The organism is Pandoraea anapnoica, from assembly GCF_902459765.1.
In the GTDB taxonomy this organism is placed as follows: domain Bacteria; phylum Pseudomonadota; class Gammaproteobacteria; order Burkholderiales; family Burkholderiaceae; genus Pandoraea; species Pandoraea anapnoica.
The window spans coordinates 83,142-103,026 of record NZ_CABPSP010000009.1 but is presented as its reverse complement, the minus strand read 5'-3'; the positions used below and the strand labels follow the sequence as shown (position 1 = coordinate 103,026).

Below are 19,885 nucleotides of genomic sequence, written 5' to 3'. Positions count from 1 at the left end.
GTTTTTACGTTGCTCTGTCGTGAGTGCGCGTATTACTTCGCCGTGTCTTTCCCCTGATTCACCAACGCGGCGCGCAAACGCGCCGGGGAGTCTGTCATCACGGCGTCGAAGCCCAGTTGCGATGCGGCTTCGAAGTCCTGCGGCGTTTCAACGCCGAACGCGACGAGGTGCACGTCGCCACGAGACTTGAAGCACTGCACGGCGGCCGGTGTCCACCAGTTCGCGACGATCTTCGACACGCCTTCACCGAGCGTGAAGCGCTCCACCACTTCGACCTGACGATGGAATTCGATGCCCGCCCAAGTGCCCGGGGCGGGCGGCGCGGCGCACTGGCCCGCGAGGGCGGCGGCAACCAGACGATTGCGGGTGGCATCGCGCGACTCGAAGAGTTGCGCTTGCGGACGACGGGCGCGCATGCGGTCCGTGGCCTCCGCCTCCGTCGAGTAGAGACGCACGTGCGACCAGGCGTTCGTGTCGTCGAGCACCTTGATGACGGCTTCGACCAGCGGCGCGGCAGGCGTCTGCTTCATGTCGAGCAGCACGGGCACGTTGCCGGGCACGGCGGCCAGCGCTTCGCGCAGCGTGGGGATCGGCAGCGGATGGTCGCGGAAGGGGTAGACGATCTGGCCGTTGCCGTCCTTGTGGGAGAAGGCGTAACCGGCGTTCAGCTTCTTCACGTCGGCGTAGTCGAGATCGGCGAGCTTGCCGCGACCGTCCGTGAGTGCCGAGACATCGGCCGGACGATACATCACGGGCACACCGTCACGCGTAACCTGCACCGTCATCCACAGCGCCTGCGCGCCGTTTTGCAGCGCGTTGGTGAAGGCTCTCACGGTGTTTTCAGGCGTGTCGCCCGTGCCGCCGCGATGCGCGACGATCAACGGGGCGGCGCTGGCGGCAGACGACGCAAGCGCACCGAAGACGCAGGCGAGGGCGGCCACGCTGATGGCAGCGAGGCGGACGGTGGAAGCGCGAAACGAAGCGGATGACATGATGTGCGGTCTCTGGCGAGGGCGTGAGCGATGAGTGTCGGAGTGTTCGGAGCGGTCTGATCAAACGACGAGAATTTCGGGCGAGTCCCCGCATACGCGATGGTGCAGCGGGGCAGGCAGCGGGCCGTCGGTAATGACGAGATCCTGCTCGTCGAGTTGCCCACCGCGCACGCTGGGCTTGCGGGTGAACTTGTACGCGTCTGCAACGAGAATGCGATAGCGGCTGGCGTCGCGCAGCGCTTCGCGTGAGGCTGCTTCAACGCGGTCGTAATCGAGTAGCGTGCCGTCGTCGTCGATGCCGCCCACGCTGTACACGCCGACGTCGGCACGATAGGCGCGAAACAGCCGGTCGGCTTCGTCGCCCAGAATCTCGGGGTTGGGTGAGCGTAGTTCGCCGCCGGGGACGATCACGCGATGTTCCGGGTTGCTCGCCAGAACTAGTGCGGCACGCAGATTGTTCGTGATGACGCACAGACGTTTGCGATGCACGAGCGCCACGGCCACCTGTTCCGGCGTGGTGCCAATGCCGAGCAACACGGTCGCACCGTCAGGAATGCGTTCAGCCGCCGCGTGACCGATGCGCAGTTTGCCTTCGAGGTTGCGCACCCGCCGTACTTCATAGGGCTGGTTGGCGCCCGGCGTCATCAGACGCGCACCGCCGTGATAACGGCGCAGCACATTCGCATCGCATAGCGCATTCACGTCGCGACGAATCGTCTGCGTGGCAACGCTGAAGTGCTCGGCGAGGGCGTCGACACTCATTTCGCCGTGCTGGCGGAAGAGGGCGACGATGCGGGTCTGACGGTCTGAAAGGTCCATCGGGCGGTCGTGATGTGCACATTCGTTCTGGAATGGGCGCCACTTTGACAGCCGAGAGTGACATTCAAATGACGATATCAAATGTTCAAATGAACATTTTCATTCATCGAGAAGGGTTCGGTTGAACTGGCGTCACAGGCGCATTCGCTTCGAACTTCGCGCGGCGCGTGGAAAAGAATGTGCGCACGTTGCGAATGTTGGCCGAGCTTTTGAAGAGCCGCCGGGCGAGTTCGTCGTAAGCGGCCATGTCCCGTACCTCCGCAATCACGACGAAGTCCGGTCCCGGCGAGACGCGGTAGCACTGTGTCACAGACGGCTCGTTGCAGATGTAGGTCTCGAAGGTGTCGTAATCCTCGGCGGCTTGCCGGTCGAGGCTCACTTCGACAACGGCCGTCAGCGTTGGGCCGAGCTTCGCGGCGTCGACGATAGTGATCTGGCGGGCAATGACACCCGCCTCCCGTAGCGCGCGCACGCGTCGCAAGCAGGTGGGGGCTGAGGCGTGCACCCGCCGCGACAGTTCCAGGTTCGAGATCGATGCGTCCAGTTGCAGCGCGCCGAGGATTCTTAAGTCCAGATCGTCGAGGGTGAGGCTTGGCATGAGGTTTCTGGGCAGATGCTGATGAAGTGAAATTTTATTTCAGTCTGACATGTGTGTGAATTTAAATTTCATAAATTTAAAAAGATTGATGATTAATTTCATGGCGCCAACTCTACCATCGCTTCACTGGCTGGCAACGAATCATTTCGGAGAAGCGTTATGTGTGGAATCATCGGCGCGGTCGCACAACGGGACATCGTTCCCAATCTGGTCGACGGTCTGAAGCGTTTGGAGTATCGCGGGTACGACTCATGTGGCGTCGCGCTGTATCGCGAGCGTGAGCTGGTGCGTGCCCGCAGCGTCGAGCGCGTGGCGAATCTTCAGGAGGAGGTCGGTCGTCTCGGCTTGACGGGATACACCGGCATTGCCCACACGCGTTGGGCGACGCATGGCAAGCCGGTCACGGACAATGCGCATCCGCACTTCTCGCCGAATGCCGAGACTCCGCGTATCGCGCTTTCGCATAACGGCATCATCGAGAACCACGAGGAACTGCACTCGGAGCTTGAGGCGCAAGGTTATGTCTTCGCGAGCCAGACTGACAGCGAGGTCATCGCGCATCTGATCGATCATCTGTACGACGGTGACTTGTTCGAAGCGGTGAAGTCGGCGGCGGCCCGACTGCGCGGTAGTTATGCGATTGCGGTGATCTGTCGCGACGAGCCGCATCGTCTGGTCGGGGCGCGCGATGGCATGCCCTTGATTCTCGGCGTGGGTGACGGCGAGAACTTCATCGCGTCCGATGCGATTGCGCTTGCCAACGTCACCGACCGGATCGTCTATCTGGAGAACGGCGACATCGCCGACGTGCAACTGCATCGCTACTGGGTTGTGGATGCTCAGGGACAGCGCGTGGAGCGTGCGGTGAACCGGGTGGCGGCGCACAGTGGTGCGGCGGATCTCGGGCCGTATCGGTATTACATGCAGAAGGAGATCTTCGAGCAGCCGCGCGCCGTGGCCGACACGCTGCTGGATGTTACGTCGATCATGCCGGAGTTGTTCGGCGATAACGCGTGGCGCGTGTTCAACGCGGTGGACTCGGTGTTGTTGCTCGCTTGCGGCGGCAGCTATCACGCGGCGCTCACGGCGAAGTACTGGATCGAGAGTCTCGCGCAGGTGCCGGTGAATGTGGAGATCGCGAGCGAGTATCGCTACCGCGACAGCGTGGCTAATCCGAAGACGCTGGTCGTTGCGGTCTCGCAGAGCGGGGAGACGGCGGACGTGCTCGGCGCGGTCCACGTCGCCAAGCAACGCGGGATGTTGCACACGCTGGCGATCTGCAACGTGGCGACGAGCGCACTGGCGCGCGAGTGTGCGCTGACGTTCTTCACGCGGGCGGGTGTGGAGATTGGCGTGGCGTCGACGAAAGCCTTCACAACGCAACTGGTGTCGCTATTCATTCTGGCGCTGACGCTGGCACAGAGCCGTAACCGGTTGTCGGACGAGGACGAGCAGCAGCATCTGAAAGCGTTGCGTCACTTGCCGGATGCGATTGCCAAAGTGCTGGCGCTGGAGCCGCAGATCATTGCGTGGGCTGAGCAACTGACGCGGCGTCAGGACATTCTTTTCCTCGGACGCGGCCTGCATTTTCCGGTAGCGATGGAAGGGGCGCTGAAGATGAAGGAGATTTCGTACATTCACGCGGAGGCGTATCCGGCGGGGGAACTCAAGCACGGGCCGCTCGCATTGGTCAGCGACGAGATGCCGGTGGTGGCGGTCGCACCGAACGACCGTCTGCTGGAGAAGCTGAAATCGAACATGCACGAAGTGAGCGCGCGTAACGGCAAGCTGTACGTCTTCGCCGACAGCGATTGCGGGTTATCGCCGGGCCCGGATATCGAGGTGATTCGTTTGACCGAACACTACGGGTTGCTGTCCCCGATTCTCCACACCATCCCGATGCAGTTGCTGGCGTATCACGCCGCCGTCGCGCGTGGGACGGACGTGGATAAGCCTCGGAATCTGGCGAAGTCGGTGACGGTGGAATGAATCGATCAGCGTGCATCTGGCAACCCTTGCAGGTCACCAGAAACGACAAAGCCCCGCGCTCGGCGGGGCTTTGTTTTACGACGGGATCTAACGTCAGTCAGTGCGCGCGCTTTCCAACAAGTCGCAACCCACTCGCCAGACATCCTGCCGCAGAGAACGCTGCACCCCATGCGAGTGCCCACGTCGAACCGTGCGTGCCGAACAGGCCCAGCGCCAGTGCGACGAGTGCGGCACCCGTCGCCTGACCCAGCAAACGCGATGTCCCGACCATGCCGCTCGCGCCGCCGCTGCGCTCCGGCGGTGCGCTGTGCATGAACGCCTTCAGGTTCGGCGACTGGAAGAAGCCGAAGCCCAGCCCGCACAACGCCATACGCCAGCCGATATCCCACAACTGCGCATGCTCCGGCATGATCGCCAGCAACGCCATACCCGCACTCAGCATCGCCAGACCGATCGCACCCAGCGCACCCGGGGGATATTTGTCCGACAGACGTCCTGCCACCGGTGCAATCGCGGCCACGAAGAACGGCCACGGTGTCATCAGGAAGCCCGTTTCGATGGGGCTGCGATGCAGCACGTTTTCGAAGTAGAAGGGCAGCGAGACCAGTCCCAACCCTTGCGTCGCGAATGCGCAGATGGCTGTCAGCGTGGACAACGCAAACGCAGGCAGACGCATCAGATCGACCGGCAGCATCGGCGCGCGATGGTCGCGTTCGCGTCGGATCAAGGCCCAGCCAAAGACGAGCGCGCCGATGAAGCAGGCCAGCGTCAGATGCCAGTCGGCCTGCTGCGCGCTTTGGCTAAGCGCAAAGATCAGCAGCGAGAACGTCAGCACGTTGAGCAACGCCGCAATCATGTCCGGCTTATGCTCACTGCGCGGCGTGTCGGGCAGGTTGCGACGCGAGAATGCCAGCGCCAGCAATCCCGTCGGCACGTTGATCAGGAACAGCCATGGCCAGCTCGCGAACGCCAGCACGAGCGACGCGACCGTCGGCCCGATGGCGAACGAGATGCCCACGATCAACGCGTTTAGCCCGACACCGCGTCCCAACTGCGCTGCCGGATACAGAAAGCGGATCAGCGCGATGTTCACGCTCATGACCGCCGCGGCGCCCACCCCTTGCAACACCCGCGCACCCGCAAGGAAGCCGAGTGACGGCGAGAGCGCGCAGAGCAGCGACGCCGCGAGAAACACCGCCACGCCCCACATGAACACGCGCTTGTGGCCGACGCGTTCACCCAGCGACGCGAAGGGCAGCAGCGTTGCGACCATCGCCAACTGGTAAGCGTTGACGATCCATACCGAGGCGGACGGCGTCGTATTCAGATCGAGCGCCATCTGCGGCAAGGCCGTGTTGGCGATGGCGGTATCGAGACTGGCGAGCGAGACGGCGAGCAAAATCGCCGTCATGGCGAGCCCGCGTCCGGTGGCGGGAGGCTCGTGCAATTGCGCCGCGGCAGGGGCGGGCGGCGCGCTTACCGTCGATGTGTCGGCGGTCGGAGGCAGCGACGACATGACGGATCAGCCCTCGGCCAGAATCTGACGGATGGCTTGCTCGAAGACTTCCGGCGGCTGACCGCCGCTCACGAGATGGCGGTTGTTGAAGATGATCGCCGGTACCGAACTGATGCCGAGATTCTGATAGTGGCGCTCCAGCGCACGCACCTGATCGGCGTATTCGTCCGTCGACAGAATCTCGCGCGCGCGTGCCGTGTCGAGACCGGCCTGTTGTACGGCGTCGACGAGTACTTCCGGATCACTCGTGCGCTTGCCGTCGACGAAGTACGCGCGCAACAGGGCTTCCTTGAGGGCGAGCTGTTTGTCGTTGCCCAGGGTCTGCGCCCAGTGCAGCAGTCGATGCGCGTCGAACGTGTTGTAAGCGTGCGTGCGCAGATCCATGCGCATCGGGAAACCTTCGGCGGCGGCGCGGGCGCTGATGTTCGCCTGATTCTGCGCCAACTGCTCAGGGGAGAGGCCGTACTTGCGCGACATATAGTCGGCAAGCGGAACACCCTCGACCGGCATGTCGGGGTTCAATTCGAACGGGCTGAAATGCAGATCGGCTTCGACCTCGTTGCCCAGACGGGCGAGCGCGGTCTTCAATGAGGCAAGACCGATGGCGCACCACGGGCAGGCGACATCGGAGACAAAGTCAATCTTGAGAGTGGCAGGCATGATCTGACGGCGCCAAAGCGGCGCGTGCAATGAAAAACGCGTCGCCTTGCGCGACGCAACATGGCAATCGTCGCACAAATCGATAAATCTCGCCGATTCCCCCGCCGCCATGTGCGGAACCCTTTACCCGCGCGCATTTTGGGCTAAGGTGACGGGATCGCGCTACGCAGATGGATGTTTTGATGGTCGGAATAATTGTTTCGGCTGATGAATCGGCATTGCGAGCGCCTCCGTTGTTCCCCCCGATTGACCTACAAGGAGTCCGATATGCCGTCTGCCCCCGATCTCGTCGCCTCGCTGGGCCTCGTGCCACATCCCGAGGGTGGGCATTATCGCGAGACGTATCGGGCCGCTGGTACGGTCGCCGCCGATGCGCTGTCAGGTGGTTTCTCCGGTCCGCGCAGCATCTCCACTGCAATTCTCTATTTGCTCGAAGCGAACGACTTTTCCGCGTTTCATCGCATTCGCAGCGACGAAGTCTGGCACTTTCATCTCGGCGGCACGCTCTGGATTCACGAGATCGATCCGTCCGGCCAGCTCACGACAACGTGTCTCGGGCACGATGTCGTGAACGGCGAGCAGTTGCAGCATGTGGTGCCCGCAGGCCACTGGTTCGCGGCGCAGCCCGCACCGTCGACAAGTTTTGCGCTGGTCGGATGCACCGTCGCGCCGGGCTTCGCCTTCGAAGACTTCGAGATGGCCGACCCAATGGCGCTCGCTGCGCAGTGGCCAGCGCACGGCGAGCTGATTGCGCGACTTGGGCGTGGCGCACCTTCTGAATAATGGTCGGCCGACGCAACCTTGCAGAGTGCGATAGCATCGACGCAATCCCGCAACACAGCTGATGACTGACCCCATGCCCCATCCCGACGACGTTCACTTCTACGACCCGGCCAAAGGCCACGGCCTGTCTCACGATCCGTTCAAGGCGATTGTCGCGCCGCGCGTGATCGGCTGGATTTCGAGCCGCGATGCGCAAGGCCGCGTTAACCTCGCGCCCTATAGCTTCTTCGGAGCCTTCGCGTCGTTCCCGGCCATCATCGGGTTTTGCAGCGAGGGCTACAAAGACTCCATCGCAAACATCGAAGCCACGCGGGAGTTCGTCTGGAATCTGACGAGTAAGTCGCTCGTCGAGCAGATGAACCGGACGTCCGCCCCCGTGCCCCACGAGGTTGACGAATTCGAACTGGCTGGCTTGACCAAAGCCCCCGGCGTGAATGTGGACGTGCCGCACGTGGCAGAGTCGCCCGCGTCGCTCGAATGCAAGTTGCTCCAGATCGTGCGTATGCACGATCTGGACGGCAAGCCGATGAACAACTGGCTTGCGCTGGGGCAGGTGGTCGGCGTGCACATTCGTCGCGAGTTCCTGCGCGAAGACGGTCTCTTCGATACGGCTAAAGCGCATCCGGTCATGCGCGCGGGCTATCTCGGTGACTATGCCGAGATCGGTCCGATGTTCGATCTGCGTCGCCCCAAGGTCTGAGCAGCGCGCCGTACTGTCCTCGAATTCCACAATGCGTTATTGACGAAATCGGCGCGCGCATCGATTGACTTTGTCACGCGCGTGCGCATCCGGAGCGCGGCCCTTTGTCGCGCGGCGTTCTCGTCGACGCGACAATTGCCGACCGGCCGGTCGGACGAATCGCTCGCAATCATTTGTAAAATTTGCTGCGATGCAAAATCTATTTCGGACGCGTATGCTTGCCACCTTCGTTGACGCCCCTGCGCCCGGCGTCCCCTCCCGCAGGCATTGAACGGCCTCGATTTGCGCGTTTCGCTCTCGCGATACGCGCGGGGTAGGTTCGCCCCTGGCGCCGTCAACGTAGCGCATTTGCGCTCGTTTTTTGTTGCGGCACACCAGGACCCCCCATGTTTCCCATCCTGTCCCTTCTGATCTGGCTTCCCATCGTGGCTGGCGCGCTCGTCATGCTGCTCGGCCGGGATCGATTCCCCAATACCGTTCGCTGGGCGTCGCTCGTCGCCGCCGTGATATCGGCTGTGCCGCTCGTGCCCCTCGTGCGCGGGTTCCGAACCAGTGTTTCCAGTTTGCAATTCGTCGAGCGCTTCCGTTGGATCGACTCGTTCGACGCGTCGTGGCATGTGGGCATCGACGGCATCTCGCTGTGGCTCGTGGCGTTGACCGGTGTGACGACGATCATCGTCGTGCTGGCGTCGTGGCGTGCGGTGACCACGCGCATGAGTGCGTACTTCGGCAGCTTCCTTGTGCTCTCCGGTCTGATGCAGGGCGTATTCACAGCGCAGGACGGCATGCTGTTCTTCGTCTTCTTCGAAGCGACGTTGCTGCCGCTGTACTTGCTGATCGGTGTTTACGGTCGTGCTAACAGCACGCGCGCAGCAGTGAAGTTCTTCTTCTTTTCGCTGACCGGTTCGCTGATGATGCTGGTCTCGATGCTCTACCTGTACATGCAGACGCAGAGTTTCGACATTGCACGCTGGCAGACGTTGCACCTGCCGCTCGCGATACAGGTGATGCTGTTCATCGGCTTTCTTGGCGCGTTTTCCGTCAAGGTGCCGATGTGGCCGGTCCACACATGGTTGCCCGAGGTGCACCTCGACGGACCGACCGGTGCGGCCGTCATGCTCGGCATGCTTAAGCTGGGTGGTTACGGGCTGCTGCGCTTTAACCTGCCGCTGCTGCCGGACGCCAGCCATTTCCTCGCGCCGCTGATGGTGGTGCTCTCGCTGGTCGCGGTGATCTACGCGAGTCTGGTGGCGCTGGTGCAGACCGATTTGCGCAAGCTGCTGGCTTACTCGGCGGTGGCGCACATGGGGCTGGTGACGCTGGGTCTGTTCCTCTTCTCCGAGATGGGGACCGATGGCGCCGTGATGCAGATGATTTCGTACGGCATCGTCTCGGGTGCCATGCTGTTGTGCACGGGCATGTTGTACGACCGCACCGGTAGCTCATCCATCGATGCCTATGGCGGGGTGGCCGCTACGATGCCGCGCTTCGCGACCTTCGCAATGCTGTTCTCGATGGCGAACGTCGGTATGCCGGGTACCTCGGGCTTCGTCGGCGAGTTTCTCGTGCTGATGGGCGCGATCAAGGCGAACTTCTGGATCGGCGCGCTTGCGTCGCTCACGCTGGTGCTGAGCGCGGCCTATACACTGTGGATGTACAAGCGCGTGATCTTCGGTCGTGTGGGCAACGCCCGTGTGGCGTCGCTCAAGGATGTGAGCCGCCGCGAGTTCGCACTGCTTGGTGCGATGGCCGTGATGGTTCTGGGTATCGGCCTCGATCCGAAGCCGCTGACCGATGGCATCGACGCCACGGCGATTCAGGTCGTGCAGGACATCGAAAATCACCGTCTGCCTGCTGGCGATCCGGGCAGCAGCGAGATGGCAGGGCGTCGCCACGGCGATGCTGCCGGACACGCGGCCGTGGTGATGAAGGGCGCGCGTCCGGATGCGTAATCCGTCGTGACGCAATGAAAATGGGCGCTGTGATGCGCCCATTTTTATTTGCGGCTAGCGAATCATTGCCTCATCGTTTGCTGCAGACTGCATCGCCAACCGCTGAAGCGACCGATTTGCCGTTCAGCGCGATATCCCACTTGTCGGAAACGCCGCCGTCGAAATTCAGTTCGTACAGGGTGCCGTACCCGCGTTCGCAATCCGACGACGCAATGATGACCTCGTTGTAATCGAAAGTGTTGTCACGCAGATTGTCGAAGCGCGACAAAATCGACACGGACGGCTTGCCCTTGTACGTGCGCTTGCGTGCCGTATCGTTCTTCAGATAGACCTTGTTGCCCGAGTCCTTGACCGACGCGATGAACTCCCACGCGTCTTTCTTCTCGGCAAGCGAGATCTGCCCTGTCTCGTTGTCCCAACTGAGGCAGGCCATCGAGCCGATGTTGTCGGCCACCGTCGGGCCGAATCGAACGAATTGGTCCTTGCTCACGTACTGGCCTTCCATGCCGTTGTAGTACACGAACCCGTAACCCTTGCGGCACGCTTCGAGCAACACCACGGCCTGGCCGTAGTCGTAGGTGTTGTTCGTCTTATTCTTCTTCTGATAGAGGTACTTGTAACCGTTGTTCTTCTTGCCGTCGACATTGGTCATCGAACCGCTACCGCGCTTTCCTTGCCAGACCGACTTCGGTGTTTCCGCCACCGTCATCCAGTCTCCCGCTTCGTCGGCATGCGCCGCCTGCATCATCACCACACTGGCAAGCGTGCACAGCACTGCTTTCACCCACATATAATTTTTCTCCTCGACATCTGACTTCCAAGGCGTACCGCTGCCTTTCCCCGTGTGTACCCCGAAGTCATGCATTTCATCGCAACCTTTGTTCGCATGACGTCAATGCTCAACTTTTCGGGGCATGAAGTCTTTCTTCGGCACCTGAGCCGAAAACTTTAGCGAGGCTGGGCCGCTCGCTTGCCACAATTCTTTAACGATCCCTCGCCAGAATGACGGTCATGCCATGCAAGTGGCATTTTTCAGTGATGAGTTTGCACACGTGTGCAAACAAAGCTCGATGCCATCGTCAACCCAGTGAGAGATCGCATGAAACTGTCTATCCGTCTGCGCGCCTTGTCAGCCGCTGTTGCCGCCGCCGTTGGCCTGTTCGTCGTGACGACGAGCGTGAGCGCGGCCGATCTCGTGATCGCCGGGCGTGACGATATTTACGGCAAGGGCCTCGCCGAAGCCGTCGCTGGCTTCAAGAAGTCGCATCCGTCCGCAGACATCGAGCTGCTGAAGCTGCCGAACGCGAACCTCTATCAGAAGCTGAAGCTGTCGTTGCGCGAGGGCACGGGCGCCTACGATCTCGTGATGATGGACGACACGTGGTCGCCCGAATTCATGGCCAACGGCTGGCTCAAGCCGCTGCCAGCGACGCTGGTCGACGCCGACATGGTCGCATCGACCGTGGCGCTCGGCCGTGCGCCGAACCGCAATCTGTACGCGCTGCCGGTGGTCGGCAACGTCGAGATGTTTGCGTATCGTCGCGATCTGCTCGCGAAGCACAAGCTGCAAGCACCGCGCAATTGGGACGACGTGCTGAAGATCGCCCAGGCGACCGGCACCGACGCGAGCGTGTCCGGCGTGGTGTTTCGCGGCACCAAGGGCAATCCCGTGGTCACCGGGTTCCTGCCGATTCTGTGGGCGTACGGCGGCGACGTGATCGATGCGAACGGTAAGACTGCCATCGATTCGCCGCAAGCGCTCGCGGCATTGAAGATGTTCGTCGCGCTCAAGGCGCATGCGCCGAAGGACGTTGCGGTCTACGGCGCGGCCGAAGTGCGCGATGCCTTGCAAAAGGGCGCGGCGGCACAAGCCATCGAAGTGTGGCCGGCGTGGGTGCCCGCGCTGGACGATCCGAAGCAGTCGCGCGTGGTTGGCGAGGTCGCGTTGCAGGCGCCGCCGGGGCAGGTCAAGGGGCCGGCGCCGATGCTCGGTATCTGGCAGATGGCCATTCCGAAGGACGCGCAGCACGCCGCGCTCGCACAGGAATTCCTGGCGTATCTGACGTCGCGCGATACGCAGACGCGTCTGGCCGTCATGGGCATTCCGCCCACGCGCAAGAGCGTGTTCGAAGATCCCGCGCTCGTGAAGCAATTCCGCTGGTATCCGGATCAGTTGAAAGCGCTTGAAGCCGGGCGTGCGCGTCCGCGTGTGAAGAACTGGGAGCAGATCGAGAGCTTGCTCGGCGACGCCCTGCAACTCGTGATTACGGGGCAGCTCACGCCGGAAGCTGCGCTGCGTCAGGCGTCGCAGAAGATCGCGCCGGTGCTGACGACCGCGGCCAACTAACGTCCCGACGATTCCATGCATGCTGCACGTCGCTGGTGGCCCCTGATCTGGCTGGTGGGGCCAGCTTTCCTCGTTATCGCGGTGCTGGCGCTGTATCCGGTACTGCAAGTGCTGTTCGATTCGTTCTTCCAGGTCGACTACGCGTCGGGGCACCGGGCGTTCACCGGGCTGAAGAACTATCGGACGGTGCTCGCCGACGACAACTTCGCCGCGAGCTTCTTCAACACGGTGCACTTCACGATCGTGGCGTCGGTGTGCGAGGTGGTGCTCGGCGCAGCGTTGGCGTTGCTGTTCTCCAGAGCGTTTCGCGGGCGGCGCTTCGTCATGCCGCTGTTGATCCTGCCGATGATGCTCTCCACGCTGGTGTGCTCGGCCATCTGGCGCAACTGGCTGAATTTCAGCGGATTCCTGAATGCGCTGCTCGCGAAGTTCGGTTTGCCGGGCGTGCAATGGTTGTCCGATCCGGGGCTGGCGATCTGGTCGCTGATCCTTGTGGACGTCTGGCAATGGACGCCCATGGCGTTCCTGATCGTGCTCGCGGGTATTCAGTCCATCGATCCGGAGTTGTTCGAGGCGGCGCGCACCGACGGCGCGAGCGAGTGGCAATGTCTGCGAGACATCACGCTGCCGCTGCTCGTGCCGCAGTTCGTGCTGGCCATGCTGCTGCGCTCGATCGACACGTTCAAGCTGTTCGACAAGGTCTACGCGCTCACCGGCGGCGGCCCTGGCAATGCGACGCAGACATTGTCGACGTACGTCTACGACACCGGATTTCGCTTCTTCAGTGTCGGACCCGCGAGTGCGGCGTCGGTGCTGATGTTGCTCGTCGCGTCCGTGCTCGTTTCGGTCAATGTCTGGATGTCGATTCGTAAGCGGGGGGCGCGATGAGTGAGGGTGCGCCGTCTCCCATGTCGCTCACGTTTCGTCGGTCAGGGCAGCAAACGCTGCTATGGACGTTGCGCATCACTGCGCTGGCGATGTTGCTGCTGCCGTGTGTCTGGATGCTCGGTGCGGCGTTCACGCCGACGCTGGAGCGGCTCGATCATCCGCTGGCGCTGTGGCCGCAGACACCGACCTTGCAGCACTTCCAGACGGTATGGGAGAGCGGCATCGGACGTCAGGTGCTCAATTCCCTGCTGGTGAGCTGTGGCACGACACTGCTGTCGCTGACGCTGGCGTTTCCGGCGGCCTACGCGCTCGTGCGTTTGCGCTTTCCGGGGCGGCTCGACGTGGTGTTTCTGATGCTTGTGCTGGCGGTCAAGCTGATGCCGCCGATTACCGTCGCTGTGCCGCTGTTTTCGCTGGCGAAAACGTTGCATCTGCTCGACTCGGAAGTCGGGCTGATGCTTGCTTATCAGGTGTACACGTTGCCGCTGTCGATCTGGATGCTGCTGTCGTTCGTGCGTGAGATTCCCGTCGATTACGACGAAGCGGCGTGTATCGATGGCGCGGGACTCTTTCGTCGGCTGGTGGACATCATGTTGCCGCTGTGTGCGCCGGGATTGGTTGCGACGGCGATTTTCGTGCTGATTGCCGCGTGGAACGAGTTTCTGCTTGCACTGCTGTTCGTCTCGTCGCCCAGCAAGTTCACGTTGCCGCTCGCAGTGGCGGGCTACGTCACGGAGAACGGCATCGATTGGGGCGATCTGATGAGCGTGGGCATGATCGCGTCGCTGCCGACGTTAGCCGTCGCGGGATACGTGCAGCGCTATTTGCTGCACGGATTTTCCGGCGGACTCAAGTGATGGACAAGGTCGAGGTCGTCAGGCGCAAGTTCTGCGCACGACGCTCGTGACCGGGACGATACGCGTTCGCGAGGCACCCGAGAACGCGTTCATACGGTCGATGAGCAGTTCGATGGCGGTGTCCGCCAGCGCATGCGTGTCCTGAACGATAGTCGTGAGCTGGTAGTTGTCGTAGTTCGCGGCGGGAATGTCGTCGAAGCCGACGATGCGGATGTCCTCCGGCACGCGCATACCGAAGTGCTGGCGCGCCGTGTCGATGAAGCCGAGCGCGAGCAGATCGGACGAGCAGAACACGCCGTCGGGGCGTGGGGCTTGCCCTGGCCGGTTTTGCGGCGAGAGCAGGGCGTGCGCAGCAGCGACGCCGCATTCGTAGGTGTCGCCGGGCGTGTTGAGGGTTTCAACCGGGTGAGCGAGCTTCCGGTCTTCCTTGGCGATGTGTTGCGTCGCACGAAGGAAGCCAGCGCAGCGGGCGCGACCGTTGTAACTGGGTTTGGTCGGACCGACGAAGGCGAGGCGTGTCGCGCCGGAATCGATCAGGAGCCGAGCCGCGAGTGAGGCGCCTTCGGCGTTGTCGCTCACTGCCACGTCTGCGCCGGGCAGGTTCGATGCGCGGTTGATCATCACCACGGGAATCTCGCCTTCGAGGTACTGGCGGGCGAGTCCGAGCGGGGGGGAGGCCGACGTCATGATGATGCCGCCGATCCGGTAGCTCAGCAGCATGTCGAGCGACTGCTGGATTTGCACCGGATCTTCCGCGTTCACCAAGATGGGGGTGAGTTTGTGACGGCCGAGGGCGGCAATGATTTGCGCGAGGAGTTTCGCGCGGAACGGGTTTTCGAAGCCAGCGGTGACAACGCCGACCATGCTGCTGCGCTGCATGATCATTTCGCGGGCGATCAGGTTGACCTGATAGCCCAGCGAGCGTGCGGCTTCCATGACGCGCTCGCGGGTCTCCGGGGCGATGCTGGCAGTCGGCGAGAACGCGCGCGAGACGGCGGAGCGCGACACACCCGCGCGGCGGGCGACGTCGGCGGCGGTGACCCAGGACGTTTGTTTCTTCGGCATGGCGTGGCGAGTAAGGGGACGCAAAGCTTGCTTCGCGCAGCGTGCACGACGAAAAGGGCAAGAAGATGACGAATGAACAAGATGCAACGGTAGCACGTGTCGCACCCGCCGCCTGGATGACGGATCTGCCGGACGACATTGCACTCAATCGCCTCACGCTGCCTGGCAGTCACGACACGTGCGCCTACACCGTGGACGACGCGCTCGCCCGGACGCAACGTGCGAGTCTGGTGGTCCAACTGGCGCGCGGTGTACGGGTGCTCGATATTCGATGTCGTCACGAGGACGATGTGTTTCACATCAATCATCAGCGCATTGCGTTGGGGCTGATGTTCGACGACGTCATCGCGACGTGTGCAGCGTTTTTCGCGCGCCATCCGGGCGAGTGCATCGTGATGTCGGTGAAGGACGAATGTGGCGACCGGCACTGCTCGCGGAGTTTTGCGCAGACCTTTGCGTCGTACGTCCGGCGCTATGCGGCGCATGTCCGCTGGTATCTGGGCGACACGATTCCTCGTCTGGGGGATGTGCGCGGGGCGATTGTGTTGTGGCGGCGCTTTGCCTATGCGCCGACGGCGATTGCGCCGATGGGGATCGATCTCACGGCGTGGCCGGACAACGCGACCTTCGATATTGAGCGTGCTGGTGCGTCGTTTGCCATTCAGGATGAATACCGTGTGCCGGTGGAAGCGTCCATCGATTTCAAGTGGCAGCGGATCGATGCACTGCTGGCTCGCAGCGATGCGCTTGCTGCTGAGCGCTGGGTGGTCAACTTTTGCAGCGGCACGGGCATGGGCGCAAATCCGTATCGCGTGGCATGTGGCGGTGTCGGGCCCGATCAACGCGGCATCAACGACATGCTGAGCGCGCGGCTGACCACGTTCGACGGGCCGTGCGGCACGATGATGCTCGACTTCTGCGAGCACGCTGATTGGGCGCTGGTGCGTGAGCTGGTGGCGCGAAATGCGCGTTGGCGGCGCGTCTTGTCCGACGCCGACGATGCCCCGCGCTCCATGGAGGCGTGATGCTCCGTCACGCACGCTTGTGTTTCGTTTCATCCCCCCGAGCGGCGGTTGTCGCCGTTTTTCATCAGGATTTCGTTCCATGCATCCCATGCTTAATGTCGCGATCCATGCCGCCCTTGGCGCGGCACAGATCATCCATCGCGCCTCGGGCGATCTCAACCGGCTGACCGTCAGCAAGAAGCAGCACAACGATTTCGTGACGGAGGTAGACAAGGCGTCGGAGGCGGCGATCATCGAAATGCTTCGACGGGCCTATCCGGATCACGCGATTCTGGCGGAAGAGTCCGGACGCGAGGCTGGCGGTTCCGACTTCGAGTGGATCATCGATCCGCTGGACGGCACGACGAACTTTATCCATGGGTTCCCGTATTACTGCGTGTCGATTGCGCTGGCGTATCGGGGCGAAGTGGTGCTGGCGGTGGTCTACGATCCGAACGCGAACGAGCTGTTCACGGCGACGCGCGGCGGCGGGGCGTTTCTGAACGAGCGTCCGATTCGGGTGGGGGCGCGAGACCAACTGGCCGATGGGTTGATCGGCACCGGCTTCCCGTTCAGGGACACGGACGACGTTGAGCGCTATACACGGTTGTTCGTCGAGATGAGCGGTGCGTGCGCGGGTCTGCGTCGGCCGGGCGCGTGCGCACTGGATCTGGCGAACGTCGCCGCTGGCCGTCTGGACGGCTTTTTCGAGCAGGGCGTGAACGCATGGGACATGGCCGCGGGGAGTTTGCTGATCACCGAGGCGGGCGGCCGTGTGGGTGATTACGCAGGCGGCGGCGATTTCCTGCGCCTCGGCGAAATCGTCGCTGGCAACCCGGCGGTGTACGTGCAGATGTTGCCGAAGTTGGCCGGGTATAGCCGGACGGTGCAGTGATTGAAATGTAAGGTAAGTGACAAGTCAACTGGCGAGGTAAGCTACGCGGGTGCTTCCGCCGCGTCTCTTATGTTTCGTCCAATTCAATGGGGCCGTCACCATGCCATTCATTGCCTTCGCCGTCGCACCGTTGCGGCCGTTGCTGAAGATGTCGATCGGTAGCGTCTTGAGGCGAGTCGTTCCGTTTTTGCGAGCCAGCGCCATCTTAGGCGTGTTGGGTTGCGCACATCCGGTCCAGGCAGCTACGTCCAGCGAGCGGGCGCGTCTTGAGGCCTCTGTTAAGGCGGTCGCCGATCAGCGCATTGCCGTCGATACGCCGCACGGTAGCGGTACGTTGCCCGTCTATGCGGACCATCCGGTAGATCAGCCTGCGCCCGACGTCATGCGCGTATTCATCGTCATTCACGGCACACTGCGCAATGCCGATGTTTACTACGCCTCGGGGCTGCAGGTTGTCGAGAAGGCCGACGAGGAGCGCAAGGGCACGATGGTTGTTGCGCCGCAGTTTCTGACGCTCGCCGATACGCGGGCGTTTTCGCTGCCCGCATCGACACTCGCGTGGTCGCAAGAAGGGTGGAAAGGCGGCGAGCCCGCACGCACGCCAGGCCTTGTCAGCTCGTTCGAGGCGCTCGATGCGTTGCTCGCACATTTCGCCGACCGTCGCTTGTATCCGTCCTTATCCACCGTGGTCGTGATGGGGCATTCCGCGGGCGCGCAGTTGTTGCAGCGCTACGCCGTGACTGGGCGGGAGAGCGATTCACTCGCCCGTGTCGGCATTGCGTTGCGCTATGTGGTGGCGAATCCGTCGAGCTATCTGTATTTCGACGACGAGCGTCCGAACGGCCAGGCGATTGCGAACGGCAGTTGTCCGCGTGCGACGCAATGGAAGTACGGCTTGAAGTCGGCACCTCCCTACGTTGCGTCGCAGGACGTGCGCGACCTGGAAGCGCGTTACGTGTCACGCGATGTCGTGTACCTGCTCGGGCAGGCCGACACGAATCCGTACACGCACTTCATCGATCGTTCATGTGCTGGAATGGCGCAAGGCCCATACCGGCTCGCGCGAGGGTTAGCGTATTTCGACTACCTGAAGCAGCGGCATCCGGACGGTCTCGCGCAGAAGGTCGTAGAAGTGCCTGGCGTCGGACATGACGGACTTGGCATGTTTACATCTGCCTGCGGTCTCGCTGTGTTGTTCGGCCGCACGTTGCCGACGTCGTGTCCGGTGATCACAGGTGCTGCGACATCCGCGCCGGGGGCGACGCGGTAAGCGAGTTGCACCATACCCGACCGCAATAGAAAAAGGGCTGCACAATGTGCAGCCCTTTGAATTCGTTTGGTAGGCCGTGCGGGATTCGAACCTGCGACCAACGGATTAAAAGTCACCTACGCGTGTATGCAAACACAGTGAATTTTCATGCGCTTACGTAAAATCAATGACTTAGCGATGCATGAAATACTGTGTTTACCGACAGTAAAGTGTCTTGGAAGGCAGAAAAACCCACACCTTTTACCGCTTGCCGATCTTGGCCACGGCGGCGCTAAGTCGATCCGTTACGAGGTGGCTATAGCGCTTCGTGGAGACCATCGACTTGTGCCCTAGAACTGCGCCTACCGTGTACAGGTCCACCCCTGCATTAATCATCTCCGACGCAGCCCCGTGCCGAAGGTCGTGAAATCGGACGTTCGGCAGTCCGGCGGCTATGCGCGCACGGTCCCACACATCGGAAAAGTGGACGTCGCCGATCGTGAACTTTACGCGCCTGGCCCAGACGGCTACCTTGCGATGGATGGGAACAATGCGAGGCGTGCCGTTCTTTGTGTCTGCCAGCGAGAAGCCTTTCTTCGTGACTTTTGCGCGTAGGATCTCCGATCGTCTCATTCCGGAATAGAAGGCGATCAGGATGGCGGCGCGAACCTCTCGGTTCTTGCACACGCGCGCTATCCGCAGCATTTCGGCTCGCTGCGGATAGGCATGTCGCTCGTTGTTGACGGCCGGGAATACCATCCGCTTCGTGTTGTCATGTTCGATCTTGCCTATCTTGTGCATGTACTTCACCGCCGCTCGGATATAGGCAAGGATGTTCCGGATCGACGCGTCGGTGAGGGCGCGCTTCGGATCTCCGTCATGATCGCGACTCGCGCGCAGATACCCGATGAATTTCACCGACCAATCGTGCAGGTCATCGGCCGGCGAGTCGTCGTACTCGGCGCGCCATTTCTCCAAGATCCGCACGCGGGCCTCGGCGTCCTTCCATTCGCCCTGCTTGTCGGTAATGTGCTTTCGAACACATTCGCCGATCGTCACAACAGGCTTACGCGCGCCCGTGGCTATGGCGTAGACTTCTGCCTCCCACTCGCGCGCTATTTTGTCCGCTTCGGCCGCAGTAACTCCAGCAGGGAGGAGTTTTGTTTTGCGGATACGCTCGCCCTCGATGACGCGCTCGAACGTCCAGCGGAAACGCTTCTTACCGGATTTTGCAATGGTTTCGATCGGCATGATTCGAGATATCTATACAGTGAGTCGATGTCGTATACGTGTGTTTTACGGGTCAGTTTGAACCGCTGAATCATGCGGCCCTCGGTGTCCAGTCGGCAGACGAACGCTACTGGGACCCCTAGGATTGCCGCTGCTTCAGCCACAGGAACGAGTTTTCCCATGTTCCAATCCTCCAATCTCTCGCGGTCACCCGCGCTTCAATGCAAACGGGGACGCGCTAACAAGGGCGTCCCCGCTATCCAATCGTGCGCCGGCGGCGCTCACGTCTAAATTCCCCAATCTCCCGTAGTAACCCGCAGAATCTCTTTCAGTGCTTCGGC

At 62.0% G+C, this 19,885-nt stretch carries 18 protein-coding genes; 10 read left to right on the top strand and 8 right to left on the bottom strand.

The window, feature by feature from the left end; all coding sequences use genetic code 11:
- Window positions 1-32 precede the first annotated feature (32 nt).
- The 3 genes from PAN31117_RS15735 to PAN31117_RS15725 form a co-directional block, all read right to left on the bottom strand.
- Window positions 33-992 (bottom strand): glycerophosphodiester phosphodiesterase family protein, encoded by a 960-nt coding sequence (locus PAN31117_RS15735; protein ID WP_150739001.1) that lies wholly within the window; start codon window positions 990-992, stop codon window positions 33-35.
- Window positions 993-1,052: 60 nt separating this feature from the next.
- Window positions 1,053-1,811, bottom strand: a complete 759-nt coding sequence (locus PAN31117_RS15730) for a DeoR/GlpR family DNA-binding transcription regulator (RefSeq protein ID WP_150739000.1) — start codon at window positions 1,809-1,811, stop codon at window positions 1,053-1,055.
- Between the two features lie 103 nt (window positions 1,812-1,914).
- The gene (locus PAN31117_RS15725; RefSeq protein ID WP_150738999.1) at window positions 1,915-2,409 is read right to left on the bottom strand and encodes an Lrp/AsnC family transcriptional regulator; all 495 of its coding nucleotides are present in this window, start codon (window positions 2,407-2,409) and stop codon (window positions 1,915-1,917) included.
- A gap of 159 nt (window positions 2,410-2,568) precedes the next feature.
- On the opposite strand from PAN31117_RS15725, the gene glmS reads away from it, so the two are divergent.
- Window positions 2,569-4,398 carry a glutamine--fructose-6-phosphate transaminase (isomerizing) gene (glmS, locus tag PAN31117_RS15720; RefSeq protein ID WP_150738998.1) on the top strand — a complete coding sequence of 610 codons (1,830 nt, stop codon included), beginning with the start codon at window positions 2,569-2,571 and terminating at the stop codon, window positions 4,396-4,398.
- A 97-nt stretch (window positions 4,399-4,495) separates the two neighbouring features.
- Here glmS and PAN31117_RS15715 read toward each other — a convergent pair whose 3' ends face one another.
- The gene (locus tag PAN31117_RS15715) at window positions 4,496-5,914 is read right to left on the bottom strand and encodes an MFS transporter (RefSeq protein ID WP_150738997.1); all 1,419 of its coding nucleotides are present in this window, start codon (window positions 5,912-5,914) and stop codon (window positions 4,496-4,498) included.
- Between the two features lie 6 nt (window positions 5,915-5,920).
- Complete coding sequence (locus PAN31117_RS15710; protein WP_150738996.1) at window positions 5,921-6,574, bottom strand: DsbA family oxidoreductase; 654 nt, start codon at window positions 6,572-6,574, stop codon at window positions 5,921-5,923.
- A gap of 267 nt (window positions 6,575-6,841) precedes the next feature.
- On the opposite strand from PAN31117_RS15710, the gene PAN31117_RS15705 reads away from it, so the two are divergent.
- From PAN31117_RS15705 to PAN31117_RS15695, 3 genes are all read left to right on the top strand, one after another.
- The gene (locus PAN31117_RS15705; RefSeq protein ID WP_150738995.1) at window positions 6,842-7,357 is read left to right on the top strand and encodes a cupin domain-containing protein; all 516 of its coding nucleotides are present in this window, start codon (window positions 6,842-6,844) and stop codon (window positions 7,355-7,357) included.
- Window positions 7,358-7,430: 73 nt separating this feature from the next.
- The gene (locus tag PAN31117_RS15700; RefSeq protein WP_150738994.1) at window positions 7,431-8,057 is read left to right on the top strand and encodes a flavin reductase family protein; all 627 of its coding nucleotides are present in this window, start codon (window positions 7,431-7,433) and stop codon (window positions 8,055-8,057) included.
- A 386-nt stretch (window positions 8,058-8,443) separates the two neighbouring features.
- A complete protein-coding gene (locus PAN31117_RS15695) occupies window positions 8,444-10,009 on the top strand; it encodes a complex I subunit 4 family protein (protein WP_150738993.1) in 1,566 nt (521 codons plus the stop codon).
- A gap of 70 nt (window positions 10,010-10,079) precedes the next feature.
- On the opposite strand, the gene PAN31117_RS15690 is transcribed toward PAN31117_RS15695, so the two are convergent.
- Complete coding sequence (locus PAN31117_RS15690) at window positions 10,080-10,799, bottom strand: hypothetical protein (RefSeq protein WP_150738992.1); 720 nt, start codon at window positions 10,797-10,799, stop codon at window positions 10,080-10,082.
- 309 nt (window positions 10,800-11,108) lie between these two features.
- Here PAN31117_RS15690 and PAN31117_RS15685 point away from each other — a divergent pair, with 309 nt between their 5' ends.
- The 3 genes from PAN31117_RS15685 to PAN31117_RS15675 are packed head-to-tail and all read left to right on the top strand — an operon-like array spanning window position 11,109 to window position 14,101.
- Window positions 11,109-12,356, top strand: coding sequence for an ABC transporter substrate-binding protein (locus PAN31117_RS15685; RefSeq protein ID WP_150738991.1), 1,248 nt, complete (start codon window positions 11,109-11,111; stop codon window positions 12,354-12,356).
- Window positions 12,357-12,371: 15 nt separating this feature from the next.
- Window positions 12,372-13,244 carry a carbohydrate ABC transporter permease gene (locus tag PAN31117_RS15680; protein WP_150738990.1) on the top strand — a complete coding sequence of 291 codons (873 nt, stop codon included), beginning with the start codon at window positions 12,372-12,374 and terminating at the stop codon, window positions 13,242-13,244.
- 20 nt (window positions 13,245-13,264) lie between these two features.
- Window positions 13,265-14,101 carry a carbohydrate ABC transporter permease gene (locus tag PAN31117_RS15675; protein ID WP_150738989.1) on the top strand — a complete coding sequence of 279 codons (837 nt, stop codon included), beginning with the start codon at window positions 13,265-13,267 and terminating at the stop codon, window positions 14,099-14,101.
- 18 nt (window positions 14,102-14,119) lie between these two features.
- On the opposite strand, the gene PAN31117_RS15670 is transcribed toward PAN31117_RS15675, so the two are convergent.
- A complete protein-coding gene (locus PAN31117_RS15670; RefSeq protein ID WP_150738988.1) occupies window positions 14,120-15,166 on the bottom strand; it encodes a LacI family DNA-binding transcriptional regulator in 1,047 nt (348 codons plus the stop codon).
- 65 nt (window positions 15,167-15,231) lie between these two features.
- Between PAN31117_RS15670 and PAN31117_RS15665 the strand changes: the two genes are divergently transcribed.
- The 3 genes from PAN31117_RS15665 (at window position 15,232) to PAN31117_RS15655 (ending at window position 18,335) form a co-directional block, all read left to right on the top strand.
- Window positions 15,232-16,191, top strand: coding sequence for a phosphatidylinositol-specific phospholipase C (locus PAN31117_RS15665; RefSeq protein WP_174990985.1), 960 nt, complete (start codon window positions 15,232-15,234; stop codon window positions 16,189-16,191).
- Window positions 16,192-16,270: 79 nt separating this feature from the next.
- A complete protein-coding gene (locus PAN31117_RS15660) occupies window positions 16,271-17,065 on the top strand; it encodes an inositol monophosphatase family protein (RefSeq protein ID WP_150738987.1) in 795 nt (264 codons plus the stop codon).
- Between the two features lie 100 nt (window positions 17,066-17,165).
- A complete protein-coding gene (locus PAN31117_RS15655) occupies window positions 17,166-18,335 on the top strand; it encodes an alpha/beta fold hydrolase (protein ID WP_150738986.1) in 1,170 nt (389 codons plus the stop codon).
- A gap of 240 nt (window positions 18,336-18,575) precedes the next feature.
- On the opposite strand, the gene PAN31117_RS15650 is transcribed toward PAN31117_RS15655, so the two are convergent.
- Window positions 18,576-19,565: a tyrosine-type recombinase/integrase gene (locus PAN31117_RS15650; RefSeq protein WP_150738985.1), complete on the bottom strand. Its 990-nt coding sequence runs from the start codon at window positions 19,563-19,565 to the stop codon at window positions 18,576-18,578.
- Window positions 19,566-19,885: the final 320 nt, after the last annotated feature.